Annotated in this window: 9 protein-coding genes and 1 pseudogene; all 10 read left to right on the top strand. The window is 70.8% G+C overall.

Annotated features, from left to right (window positions below):
* Positions 1 to 23 precede the first annotated feature (23 nt).
* A pseudogene (locus tag CWS50_RS06315) lies at positions 24 to 1,412 on the top strand (replication-associated recombination protein A); the annotation flags it as partial.
* Between the two features lie 123 nt (positions 1,413 to 1,535).
* Positions 1,536 to 2,381, top strand: a complete 846-nt coding sequence (locus CWS50_RS06310) for a sulfite exporter TauE/SafE family protein (protein ID WP_243118479.1) — start codon at positions 1,536 to 1,538, stop codon at positions 2,379 to 2,381.
* 291 nt (positions 2,382 to 2,672) lie between these two features.
* Entirely contained in the window at positions 2,673 to 3,296 is a 624-nt protein-coding gene (gene rpsD / locus CWS50_RS06305; RefSeq protein ID WP_119835010.1) for a 30S ribosomal protein S4, read from the top strand.
* Between the two features lie 135 nt (positions 3,297 to 3,431).
* Entirely contained in the window at positions 3,432 to 6,146 is a 2,715-nt protein-coding gene (alaS, locus tag CWS50_RS06300; RefSeq protein ID WP_127842104.1) for an alanine--tRNA ligase, read from the top strand.
* Positions 6,147 to 6,171: 25 nt separating this feature from the next.
* Complete coding sequence (gene ruvX, locus CWS50_RS06295) at positions 6,172 to 6,651, top strand: Holliday junction resolvase RuvX (RefSeq protein WP_127843298.1); 480 nt, start codon at positions 6,172 to 6,174, stop codon at positions 6,649 to 6,651.
* A complete protein-coding gene (mltG, locus tag CWS50_RS06290) occupies positions 6,648 to 7,898 on the top strand; it encodes an endolytic transglycosylase MltG (protein WP_127842103.1) in 1,251 nt (416 codons plus the stop codon). Before ruvX ends, mltG begins: the two co-directional genes overlap by 4 nt.
* A 79-nt stretch (positions 7,899 to 7,977) precedes the next feature.
* Complete coding sequence (locus tag CWS50_RS06285; protein WP_243118530.1) at positions 7,978 to 8,949, top strand: shikimate dehydrogenase; 972 nt, start codon at positions 7,978 to 7,980, stop codon at positions 8,947 to 8,949.
* A gap of 81 nt (positions 8,950 to 9,030) precedes the next feature.
* Positions 9,031 to 10,251 (top strand): chorismate synthase, encoded by a 1,221-nt coding sequence (aroC, locus tag CWS50_RS06280; RefSeq protein WP_180342478.1) that lies wholly within the window; start codon positions 9,031 to 9,033, stop codon positions 10,249 to 10,251.
* 91 nt (positions 10,252 to 10,342) lie between these two features.
* Positions 10,343 to 12,298 carry a 3-dehydroquinate synthase gene (gene aroB / locus CWS50_RS06275; protein WP_127842100.1) on the top strand — a complete coding sequence of 652 codons (1,956 nt, stop codon included), beginning with the start codon at positions 10,343 to 10,345 and terminating at the stop codon, positions 12,296 to 12,298.
* Positions 12,295 to 12,846: a shikimate kinase gene (locus tag CWS50_RS06270; RefSeq protein WP_127842099.1), complete on the top strand. Its 552-nt coding sequence runs from the start codon at positions 12,295 to 12,297 to the stop codon at positions 12,844 to 12,846. The genes aroB and CWS50_RS06270 overlap by 4 nt, the downstream gene beginning before the upstream one ends.
* Positions 12,847 to 12,926: the final 80 nt, after the last annotated feature.

Here is a 12,926-nt window from a genome sequence, read left to right as displayed (position 1 = left end):
CTCACGGGCTATGGTCGGTGCCTATGGACCTGTTCGAGTCTGTGGGCACCGACGACGCCGGGCTGCCGACCCACCGCCGCGCACCGCTGGCGGTGCGCATGCGTCCGCGCACCCTGGAGGAGGTCCAGGGACAGGACCACCTTCTGGGGCCGGGGGCACCGCTGCGACGTCTTGTGGAGTCGTCAGGAGCAGGTGAGGACCGGGGCGCGGGGGTGTCCTCGGTCATCCTGTGGGGCCCGCCGGGGACCGGTAAGACGACGCTGGCCTACCTGGTGGCCCGAGCCAGCGGGCGTCGTTTCGTCGAGCTGTCCGCAGTGACCGCCGGAGTCAGGGAGGTACGCTCCGTCGTCAGCGACGCCCGCCGTCAGCTGGCGGCGTCGGGGCAGGAGACGGTGCTCTTCGTGGACGAGGTCCACCGCTTCTCACGCTCCCAGCAGGACGCCCTGCTGCCCAGCGTGGAGAACCGGTGGGTGACCCTGGTAGCGGCGACCACGGAGAACCCCTCCTTCTCCGTGGTCTCACCTCTGCTGTCACGCTCCCTCCTGCTGACCCTCCGTCCCCTGGGCGCCCAGGACGTGAGGTGCCTGCTGGAGCGCGCCCTCACCGATGAGCGCGGGCTGGCCGGGGCAGTCACCCTTGAGGAGGAGGCCTGCGACCAGGTGGTGCGCATGGCTGGCTCCGACGCACGCAGGGCGTTGACGGTCCTGGAGGCGGCTGCGGGGGCGGTCCTGACGGAGGGGCCGCGTGGCGCTGGGTACAGTGGTGCCCCTGCGGCCCCCAGCGCCGTCCCCAGCATCACAGTGAAGGACGTGGAGCGTGCTGCGGACACCTCGGCGGTGCGCTATGACCGCCAGGGGGACCAGCACTACGACGTTACCAGCGCCTTTATCAAGTCGATGCGGGGCTCCGACCCGGATGCCACGATCCACTACCTGGCACGGATGATCGCTGCGGGTGAGGATCCCCGCTACATCGCCAGGCGGATCGTCGTCCACGCCTCCGAGGACGTGGGGCTGGCGGACCCCTCGGTGCTGTCAACCGCCGTCGCTGCCCAGCAGGCGGTGGCGGCGATCGGGATGCCTGAGTCCGGTCTTGTGCTGGCCCAGGCCGCGCTGGCCGTGGCCACGGCACCGAAGTCCAACGCAGTGGCCACGGCCCTGAGCCGGGCACTGGAGGACGTGAGGGCGGGGCGCGGCGGCGCGGTACCCTCCCACCTGCGGGACGCCCACTACGCCGGCGCACAGGTGCTGGGGCACGGGCAGGGCTACCTCTACCCTCACGACTTCGCGCACTCGGTGGTAGCCCAGGCCTACATGCCCGAGGACCTGGACGGCACCCGGTACTACCAGCCCACTACCAACGGGTATGAGGACCGTGTCTCCCAGCGGCTGGCTCGGGTGCGATCCATCCTGAGCCCCGGTGAGAGCCTTGGGGGCGGTCCTGGTGCCGCGGCAGGGACTACCTGGACCCACGCTCCCGCGCCTGAGCGCTCCCGGCAGGACTTCCCGGGCACCGGACAGTCGTAGGCTGTCTCGGTGAGCGGCACACGGGGCATGACGGGGGCAGGACGCGACGGAGGCAGGGACAGGGGCAGAATAATGGGCGCAGCCGTGCCCAGAAGGCTGCTGATGGTGCTTGTCGGCCTGGCAGCGGGCCTGCTCTCCGGGCTCTTCGGTGTCGGCGGGGGAGTACTGCTGGTGCCCGCCCTGGTGGGCGTCCTCGGGCTGGACCACAGGCGTGCCGCCGCGACCTCCCTGGTGGCGATCCTGCCCACCTCTGTCGTCGGCGCGCTGACCTACGGCCTGCGAGGCCAGGTCTCCGTGGTGGCGGCCGTCGTCCTCCTGGCGGGGACCCTGGTGGGTGCCCAGGTGGGGGCCTGGCTGCTCCACCGCCTGCCCGCCAGGGTACTCCCGTGGACCTTTGCCACCTTTGTCATCCTTGTCCTGGTGTCCCAGCAGGTCGTGCCCCCGGTACGGCACGCGGACCTGGTCCTGGACCCGGTGAGGGTGGTGGCGCTGGTCGTGGTGGGACTGGCGGCGGGCGTCCTGTCCGGCCTGGTGGGGGTCGGAGGGGGCGTCGTGGTCGTGCCGGGCCTGGAGGCTGCTGTCGGGCTGGGGGACCTGCTGGCCCGGGGTACCTCCCTGGCTGTCATGGTTCCCACCGCTGTGTCCGGGGCGGTGGCCCACCTGCGGCGCGGGCACGCGGACCTGGCCACCGGGGCAGTGACCGGCCTGGCCTCCTCCGTGGCCTCGCCCGTGGGGGCGCTCCTGGCAGCCCGGGTACCTCCCGGGGCGACCTCCTGGATGTTCAGCGTCTTCCTCGTGGTGGTAGCGGTCCTGGTGCTGCGGCGCTCGTCAGGTGGCAGCTCCGCTTCCCGCTGAGGCCCGCCGGGTGGTGCAGTGCCCCGGCTGCCCTCGGCTCCGGCTTGACAGCGGCGCGCAGAGGGCCACGTGCGGGGACCGGGTGCGAAGAGGTGTGAGGATCGGCTCACAGCCGGACCGGGAAGGTGCGTGTGCCGACTGGTTCGCGCTAGAGTTCAGCAGCCGCACGGTTGGGGCGTGCCCCGCTCCTGACGTGCAGGCCTCCTGGGGTCCTGGCCCGTCCGTGGCTGGCCCCGCGTCGCAGGGCATACCTGTGACGTGCGAACACTACTCCGACAGGAAGAAGCGAGCATGAGCTCATCACGTTCCCGCCGTCAGGTCCGTCTGTCCCGTGCGCTGGGTATCCCGCTGACACCCAAGGCGGTGCGCTACTTCGAGAAGCGCCCCTACGGTCCTGGCGAGCACGGTCGCGCGCGTCGGCGTACCGAGTCCGACTACGCCGTGCGCCTGAAGGAGAAGCAGCGGCTGCGTGCCCAGTACGGCATACGTGAGGCCCAGCTCCAGCGGGTCTTTGAGGAGGCCCGTCGCGAGAGGGGACTGACGGGTGAGTCGCTCGTTGAGCTGCTGGAGATGCGGCTGGACGCCCTCGTCCTGCGCTCCGGCATCGCCCGTACCATCGCCCAGGCCCGCCAGAACGTCGTGCACCGTCACATCCTCGTGGACGGCAGGGTGGTCGACCGCCCCTCCTTCCGGGTCAGGCCCGGCCAGACGATCCAGGTGCGGCCCCGCTCCCAGGTCATGGTCCCCTTCCAGGTCGCTGCTGCGGGCACGCACCGCGACGTGCTGCCCGCCGTTCCCGACTACCTGACCGTGGACCTGGAGAAGCTGTCCGCGACGCTGGTGCGTCGCCCCAAGCGCGACGAGGTTCCGGTGACCTGCGACGTGCAGATGGTGGTTGAGTACTACTCGCGATGACCTCGCGGACGGCCGGTGCGCCGGTCTGCCGGGCGGGCAGGGCTCGCGGCGGACCGGTCATCGGTCGACTTCCAGTCGTCTGCGTGGGCACTGTGCCCGTGCCGGCCGCGACACCGACAACCAGATGAGGAGCTCATGAGAACCTCCGAGATCCGCCGACGCTGGCTGGACTACTTTGCTGCCAACGGCCACGAGATCCGACCCTCGGTGCCACTGGTGTCCCCCGAGCCCTCGATCCTGTTCACCATCGCCGGCGTGGTCCCCTTTATCCCCTATATCCTGGGTACCGAGGAGCCGCCGTGGCCCAGGGCCGCCTCGGTGCAGAAGTGCATCCGCACCAACGACATCGACAACGTCGGCAGGACCACTCGTCACGGGACGTTCTTTCAGATGGGCGGCAACTTCTCCTTTGGGGACTACTTCAAGGAGGGCGCCATCGACCTTGCCTGGGGCCTGCTGACCGGGTCCCGGCAGGAGGGTGGCTACGGTCTGGACGGGGACCGTCTGTGGATGACCATCTGGGAGGAGGACACGGTCTCCTACGACCACTGGACCAGAGTGGTCGGCGTGCCCGCCGACCGGATCCAGACCCTTCCTTTCGAGGAGATCTCCTGGTCCACGGGTCAGCCTGGGCCTGCCGGGTCGTGCTGTGAGATCCACTACGACCGCGGCCCCGCCTTCGGCCCTGACGGCGGGCCGGCCGTGGACGCCGGTGGGGACCGGTTCCTGGAGGTGTGGAACCTGGTGTTTGACGAGTTCGTGCGTGGTGAGGGCGAGGGCCACGACTTCGAGCTGGTGGGCAGGCTTGACCGCACCGCGATTGACACCGGGCTCGGGCTGGAGCGGCTGGCCTTCCTGCTGCAGGACAAGCCCAACATGTACGAGATCGACGAGGTCCGCCCCGTCATCACCGCGGTGGAGGAGATGAGCGGGAAGACCTACGGCTCCGTAGCCTCTGCGACCTCCTCGGCCCAGTCCGCCTACTCTGACGACGTCAACATGCGGGTCGTCGCCGACCACGTGCGCAGCGCGCTCATGCTGATCGGGGACGGGGTGAGGCCTGGAAACGACGGCCGGGGCTACGTCCTGCGCCGTCTTATCCGCCGGGCCGTGCGCTCGATGCGCCTGCTGGGGGTGGAGGAGGCGACGATGCCGACGCTGCTGACCACCTCGAAGGATGTCATGAGCGCCTCCTACCCTGAGCTGGAGGAGGACTGGGACATCATCCGGGACGTCGCCTGCGGCGAGGAGGAGGCCTTCCGTCGCACCCTGGCCGCCGGGACCACGATCCTGGACACGGCTGTCGTGACCGCAAGAAAGCGCGCCGGGACCTCGGGACGCCCCACCGTCACCGGGGACAGCGCGTTCGAGCTCCACGACACCTACGGCTTCCCCATCGACCTGACCCTGGAGATGGCGGCTGAGCAGGGGGTGTCCGTTGACGAGGCCGCCTTCCGCAGCCTTATGGAGCAGCAGAAGCAGCGGGCTCGTGCCGACGCCCAGGCCAAGAAGACCGGTCACGCCGACCTGCGTGTCTTCCAGGAGCTGGAGAAGGAGATGGGCGGTGGCTCCACCTTCCTGGGATACACGGACATCGCGGCCGAGGGGACCGTCACCGGGCTCCTGGTCCAGGGGGCTCCCCAGGCGGCTGTGACTGCCCCCACCGAGGTCGAGCTGGTCCTGGACCGGACCCCCTTCTGGGCAGAGATGGGCGGCCAGCTGGCAGACCAGGGGGTGATCCGTCTTGCTGACGGCGGGGTGGTCGAGGTCAACGACGTCCAGGCCCCGGTCAAGGGCCTGTCCGTGCACCGGGGTACCCTCACCGAGGGGACGGTCCGGATCGGGGAGAAGGCCTTCGCCCAGATCGACGCGGACCGTCGCCTGGCCATCGCGCGCGCCCACACCTCCACGCACATGGTCCACCGCGCCCTGCACGAGGTCGTCTCCGCCAGCGCCACCCAGGCGGGAAGCGAGAACTCCCCCTCGCGACTGCGCTTCGACTTCCGCCACGGCTCCGCCCTGGCCGAGGACCAGGTCGCTGGTATCGAGGAGCTGGTCAACACCAGGCTCGCTGAGGACCTGGCCGTGACCGACGAGGTCATGGACATTGACGCCGCCCGGGCCAGCGGTGCCATCGCGCTGTTCGGGGAGAAGTACGGCCGCCGTGTCCGCGTGGTCTCCATCGGAGGGGACTGGTCACGTGAGCTGTGCGCCGGCACGCACGTTCCCACCACCGGCACGATCGGCCGGGTAGCCGTGCTGGGAGAGGCCTCTATCGGGTCGGGAGTGCGTCGTATCGACGCGCTCGTCGGCGAGGGCGCCTATGACTTCCAGGCCAGGGAGCACGCGCTGGTCTCCCAGTTGTCGGAAATGGTCGGCGGCCGTCCCGAGGACCTGCCTGAGCGCGTGGACTCCCTCATGAGACGGCTCAAGGAGGCGGAGAAGAAGCTGGCGGCAGTTGAGCAGCTGGCCACGGCGGCGCGTGCCGCCGACATCGTCGCGAGCACGCGCAGAGTCGGCGAGGTGCGGCTGGCCGCCCTGAGCCTGGGCGAGGTGTCCTCGGCCGACGTCCTGCGGCCCCTGGTCCTGGACGTGCGACAGCGGCTGGGTGACAGCGAGCCGACGGTGGTCGCCGTGGGTGGTGTCGTCTCTGGGCGGCCTGTCGTCGTCGTGGCGACCAATGCCCCGGCCCGCCAGCACGGGGTCAGGGCCGGTGCCCTAGTCCAGGTCGCCGCCCAGGCACTGGGTGGCGGAGGCGGGGGCAAGGACGACCTGGCCCAGGGCGGTGGGCGCAGTGCCGAGGCCCTGCCCGAGGCCCTGCAGGCCATCGTGGCAGCCCTGCAGTCCTGAGGCAGGCTCTGTGTCTGCGTCTGCTGTGCGCTCCGGGGTGCGCCTGGCCTTTGATGTGGGCACCTCGCGTATTGGTGTCGCCCGTTGCGGCCAGGAGGCAATCCTCGCCGTCCCGGTGCTCACGCTCAGACGTGACCGCTATGGTACTGATCGTGAGGAGGCAGCTGATCTTGTCGAGGAGTACGCTGCGCTTGAGGTTCTTGTCGGCCTTCCTCGGAGCATGGCAGGAGGCAGGTCCTCCTCCTCAGCACGGGACTCCCGCCGCTGGGCTCGCGCTCTTGCCAGTGCTGTCGCACCGGTAGCCGTGCGCCTGGTTGACGAGCGCCTCACAACGGTGACGGCCCACCGCCGCCTGCACGAGGCAGGCCTGCGGGAGAGGACCTTTCGTGGCGTCGTCGACGAGGCGGCGGCGGTCGTCATACTGGAGCAGGCTCTTGAGACCGAGCGGCTCACCGGGCGACCGCCTGGTGAGAGAGTCCCCCCGAGCAAGAGAGGCAGCACGTGAGTCAGGACGACTTCTTTGCTGAGCTTGGCATCCAGCGTCAGGACGGGGTGGATGCCGGTCACGGGCCCAGGGGCCGCCGGTCACGGCGTGCGGAGAAGAAGGAGCGGCGTCGTCGTAGGCGTCGGCGTCGCTGGCTGACCTCCGTGGTCCTTGTCGTCGTCCTGGTCGCCGTGGGCGTGGTGGCTTACCAGGCGCTGGGTGTCATGCGTGACAGCTCCTCCACGACCTCGGCGGAGGACTATGAGGGAGCCGGTGAGGAGGAGGTGGTCGTCACGGTTCCTGAGGGAGCCTCTGGGCGCGATATCGGCGCGCTCCTGGAGGAGGCCGACGTGGTCGCCTCCGCCGCCGCCTTCGTCGAGGCCTACAAGGCCAACGAGAAGTCGGGCAGCATCCAGCCGGGGACCTACACGCTCAAGACGCACATGTCTGCGGCCAACGCCGTGGCCACGCTCCTGGACCCGGCGTCCAAGGCCGAGCACAGCCTGACCGTTGCTGAGGGCTTCACCAAGAACCAGGTCAAGGAGCGGCTCATGAGCGTGGGCAGCTTCACCGAGAAGGAGGTTGACGAAGCCTACGCCGATACTGAGACCATCGGCCTGCCGGAGCAGGCAGGCGGTGATGTCGAGGGCTGGCTGGCACCGTCCACCTATGACATCGGCGAGGACGACACTGCTACGGACGTGGTGGCACAGATGGTCTCCACCACGATCTCCAACCTGCGCGCCGTCGGCGTGAAGGAGGAGGACTACGAGGAGGTCCTCACCAAGGCCTCCATCGTGGAGCGTGAGGTCTCCCAGGCCCAGTACTACGGCCAGGTGGCCCGAGTCATCGACAACCGCATCGCGGACACGGAGGGTGAGACCCAGGGCATGCTCCAGATGGACTCCACCGTCCTGTACGGCCTGGGGCGCGTGGGAGGCATTCCCTCCCCGGAGGACACAGCCGACGCCTCCAACGCCTACAACACCTATCAGCACGCCGGTCTGCCGCCGACCCCGATCGGAAGCCCGGGACAGGAGGTTATCTCGGCCGTGCTGGACCCGCCCGAGGGCGACTGGCTGTACTTCGTGACAGTTGACCTGACCACGGGCGAGACGCTCTTTGCCACGACGCTGGAGGAGCAGGAGGCCAACACGGAGAAGCTCAACGCCTACTGCCGTGAGAACCGGGAGGTCTGTCAGGGTGCCACGGCGACTGCCACGGCTGCACCCGACCCGGCCACGGCCACCCCTGATGCCGGGTCATAGGCCTGTGAGACCCGCGAGGCCTGTGGCGGGGCCGGGGGCAGGTCCTGCCGGGCAGGACAGCACCGGCCAGCAGGGGCAGGTGCTGGGTCACCGGGCCGCAGTCGTCGGGCACCCGGTCTCCCACTCCCTGTCCCCGGTCCTGCACCGTGCCGCCTACGCTCGGCTCGGCCTGGGCTCGTGGCACTACACAAGGATCGACCTGCCTGCTACGCGGCTGCGGGGCCTGGTGTCCCAGCTGGCCGCACCGGTCAGCGACGGCTGGGCATGGGCGGGAGTGAGCGTGACGATGCCGCACAAGCAGGCCCTGGTGCCCATGCTGGACGTGGTTGACCCCCTCGCCCGGGCGGTGGGTTCGGTCAACACCGTCGTGGCTCAGCGCTCGGGCACGGGCTCGGCCCTGCTGGCAGGGTTCAACACGGATGTGGCCGGGATCGCCGAGGCGGTACGTGAGACGACTGCGGCACGGTCCACCCAGGCGCCGACAGGACTGGCGTCGCTGCCGCCCCACGCGACGGCCAGCCCGGGCGGGCAGGGCGCCTCCGGGGCGACAGCAGTCGTCCTGGGCTCCGGGGCCACAGCGTGCTCGGCCCTGGCTGCGCTCACCGAGCTGGGCGCGACGCGGATCGTGGTGGCCGCCCGTCGCCACGCTGGCCCTGGCCGTGCCCTGGGCGCAGCACACCGTATGGGTCTGGAGGTGGAGGCCCTTACCTGGAGCCCCGGCGAGGCGCGCTCTGACTCCGCCGTGGTCGAGGCCCTGGCCCGGGCAGACCTCGTGGTCTCCACCCTGCCCGCAGGCGGCGCGGACACGCTGGCTGAGGCCCTGCCCAGTGCCCTGGGCCGCCAGGGGACACTCACGGCAGGAGCGATCCTCCTCGACGTCGTCTACGCGCCCTGGCCGACACCTCTGGCCCGCGCCTGGGAGGGCGCAGGCGGGGCAGTGGCACCCGGCTGGCTCATGCTGCTGCACCAGGCAGTGCCCCAGGTCAGGCTGATGACAGGTCGAGACCCTGGTGTCGCCTCCTTACGAGACGCCCTCCTGCACGCCCTGTAGTCCACACCCTGTTGCAGGGCGCGCCCGAGCCGGGGCGGCCGGGTGCCTGGTTGCGGGCCGCAGTGTGGGATGATCGGTTCCATGCTGCATTGGATGACGGCCGGCGAGTCCCACGGCGAGGCCCTGACCGCAGTGATCGACGGTGTCCCGGCGGGCGTGGAGATTACCAGTGAGGACATCCGCAGTGCTCTGGCTCGCCGTCGCCTGGGGCACGGCCGTGGTGCCCGGCAGTCCTTCGAGCGCGACGAGCTGAGGATCCTGGGGGGGGTCAGGCACGGCCGCACGATCGGCAGCCCCGTGTCCCTGCAGATCGGCAACTCTGAGTGGCCCCGGTGGTCCACGGTCATGAGCGCCGACCCGGTGGAGGCGGAGGCGCTCCTCGTGGACGCGGGAACCGGCGACGAGCGGGAGCTGGCCCGCAACAGGCCGCTGACCAGGCCTCGTCCCGGCCACGCAGACCTGCCGGGGATGCTCAAGTACGACCTGCCGGAGGCGCGCCCGGTCCTGGAGCGCGCCTCGGCGCGTGAGACCGCAGCCCGGGTCGCCCTGGGCGCGGTGGCGGAGGCGCTCCTGGAGCAGGTTGCCGGGATCAGGCTGGTCAGCCACGTCGTACGTGTCGGGACAGTTGAGTTGCCTGAGGACATCGCCCCGCCGCAGCCGCAGGACACCGCGCGCCTGGACGCCGACCCGGTGCGCTGCACCGACCCGGAGACCAGCGCCGCCATGGTCTCGCTGATCGACGAGGCCAGGAAGGCGGGCGACACCCTGGGGGGAGTCGTCGAGGTGGTCGCTGCCGACGTCCCAGTGGGGCTGGGCTCCCACGTCCAGGCCGACCGACGTCTGGACGCCCGCCTGGCCGGCGCGCTCATGAGCATCCAGGCGGTCAAGGGCGTGGAGGTGGGTGACGGCTTTGCCCAGGCGCAGCTCAGAGGCTCCGCCGCCCACGACGAGATCCTCTCGGTCCGCTCAGGTGGTGTCACCCGTGCCTCCAACCGTGCCGGCGGGGTGGAGGGCGGTATCTCCAACGGCTCTCCGGTCCGGGTCCGTGCCGCCTTCAAGCCGATCTCCACGGTGCCGCGGGCGCTTCGCACCGTGGACATGGCTACAGGAGAGGAGGCGACCGGGCTGCACCAGCGCTCTGACACTTGTGCCGTCGTCCCAGGTGCCGTGATCGCCCAGGCCATGACGGCGCTGGTGCTGGCAGACGTCCTGACTGACAAGACCGGAGGCGACTCCGTGGCGCAGGCGCGCGGCAGCCTCGTCTCCTACCTGGACCGCGTGGCTGAGCGGACACGCTGGTGACCGGGAGGACGGACAGCCCCAGGCGGGGCGAGACGCACAGGTGCGTGGGGTACGAGGACACCCGGAGAGGACACTTAGAGAGGAGCCGCCCGTGAGCACGACAGGCCGGTACAGGCCACCTCCTGCCGTTGACGACGACGTCCTGCCGCTGGTCCTTGTCGGGCTTCCTGGTGCGGGCAAGACCACGGTGGCACGACTCCTGGCCCATGCCCTAGGCGTCCAGGTCACCGACACCGACGCCGAGGTGCGTCGCAGGTCGCGGATGACCATCCCGGAGATCTTCGCCTCCGAGGGGGAGGAGCGTTTCCGCGACCGCGAGCACAGGGCACTGCGTGCCGTCCTCGACTCCCCGGCAGCGGCGCTCGGTGTCGTGGCGCTGGGCGGTGGCGCGGTGGTGCGCCGGGAGAACCGGGAGCTCCTCAGGGGACGCGTCGTGGTCTACCTGGAGGCCACCCCTCTCACCGCTGCCGCCCACGTCGGGGACGGGTCCGGTCGGCCGCTGATGATGACTGGGGACGAGGCGCCCGGCAGTACCGGCACGGCTGCGGCGCTCAGCACTGCCGTGCCGAAGCAGGGCACGTCCCCACCCGGCGCGGCTGACACGGCTGTGGGCCAGGACCCGCAGGACGCGGAGCAGGGCGGGCGAGGCAGCAGCCACGACCTGGTCCTGGAGCGGATGGAGGCCCTGTACGCGCAGAGGGCACCGCTGTACGAGGAGGTCGCCTCGATCACCGTCCCTACCGATGGGCTGAGCGCCGAGCAGGTCGCAGCCCTGGTCCTGGTGACCCTGGGAGCCAGGCCCCACCGTGTTGCCGGGGCGCTGACCCCGCTCGTCTCCGGTCGTGGCAGCCCGGTCCTGCCCAGTCCCGCCGACGTGGTCGGCTCAGCCCGTGCCGAGGTGCAGCACGAGGAGCTGTCTGCCCCGGAAGCCGTCGGGCTGCACCGGATCCGGGTGGAGAGGCCACGACCCTACGAGGTCCTCGTGGGCCGGGGGCTCCAGGACCAGCTGCAGGCTGCGGTGCGCCAGGCTGCGGGCGGCGGCAGAGGTGGGGTGGCTGTGGTTCACGACGAGCACCTTGGTGCCGCCGCAGAGGCCTACGAGGCCGAGCTGGGCCGTGTCGGCCTGCGTGCTACCCGCATCAGTGTTCCTGCCGGGGAGGAGGCCAAGACCGCAAAGGTCCTGGAGAAGGTGTGGCACGAGCTGGGAGCCTTCCGCATGGGGCGTGACGGGGTGGTAGTCGGCCTGGGCGGCGGTGCCGCCACCGACCTCGCAGGCTTCGCTGCCGCCAGCTGGCTGCGAGGAGTGCCCGTGGTCCAGGTCCCTACCTCCCTGCTTGCCATGGTTGACGCCGCAGTGGGGGGCAAGACCGGGATCAACACAGCAGCAGGAAAGAACCTCGTGGGGGCGTTCCACCCCCCCTGCGCCGTCCTGGCGGACACGGAGGTGCTGGCGAGCCTTCCGGATGCCGAGCTGCGGGCCGGCCTGGGGGAGGTCGTCAAGTGCGGGCTCATCGCAGACCCTGTCATCCTGGAGAGGGTCCTGGAGGACCCGCAGGCCTGCACCCGCTGGGACTCCCCGGTCCTGGCCGACCTGGTAGCCCGCTCGGTGTCGGTCAAGGCCGCCGTCGTCAGCGAGGACCTGACCGAGTCCGGGCAGCGGGAGGTGCTCAACTACGGGCACACCTACGCTCACGCGGTGGAGAAGGCCACCGGGTACACCTGGCGGCACGGGGAGGCGGTCGCGGTCGGCTGCCTGTTCGCCGCCCACACGGCGCACCTGGCAGGCAGGCTCGATGCTGAGACCTTGGCTGTGCACTACCGGGTCCTGGCTGCTGTCGGCCTGCCGACCTCCTTCCCGCAGGGGCACGGGCGCTGGGAGGAGCTGTACGAGATCATGCTGAGTGACAAGAAGGTGCGTAGTGGGGTGCTGAGGATGGTGCTCCTGGAGCGGGTCGGAGCCCCGGTGCGCACGACTGCTCCCGAGGAGCCTGTCCTGCGGCTGGCCCACGAGGCCGTCACCGCCGGTGGGAACGGGGCGGCACGGTGAGGGCCACCGGTCTCGTCGTGCTCCTGGGACCGCCGGGGGCCGGGTGCTCCTCCGTCGGCCACGCCCTGGCCCAGGCTACGGGCCGGGTCCTCACCGACCTGCGGACCACGGTGGCCCGTGAGCTGGGCGTCCACCCGTCAACCGCCCTGGTCGAGGTGCCGGAGGAGCGGTACCGGGAGGCTGAGGCGCGCTGCGCGTGCGCTGTGCTGCGCGAGGCCCAGGAACGCTACCCGGCAGCCGTGCTGGCCCTGGGGTCGGGCTGCCTGGACCGCGAGGAGGTCCGGGCAGCGGTCGCCAGGACACGGGGCTCGGGCGGCTGCGTCGTGGCACTGCTGGCCCGCGCGCGGGCTCTGGCGGCGCGTAACGGCCTGGACGCGCCACGCTCCATCGCGCTGGGGGACGTCCACCGACAGTTCACGCACATGCTGCGGCAGCGGGAGCAGGTCTGCCGCGCGCTGGCTGACGTCGTCGTCGACACGACGGGCACTACTCCCTGTCAGGCTGCTGAGCGGGTGGCACATCGCTGCGGGGCCGGGACGGGCTCGTGACCGGCCTGACAGGAGCCCGTCTGGGGCACGGGGACCGGGGCGCGGTAGACTCTCGCCGTTCCCGGACCTTCCGCAGTCCC

The sequence above is a fragment of the Actinomyces wuliandei genome (genome assembly GCF_004010955.1).
Classification (GTDB): domain Bacteria; phylum Actinomycetota; class Actinomycetes; order Actinomycetales; family Actinomycetaceae; genus Actinomyces; species Actinomyces wuliandei.
This window is presented reverse-complemented; position numbering and strand designations above follow the sequence as displayed.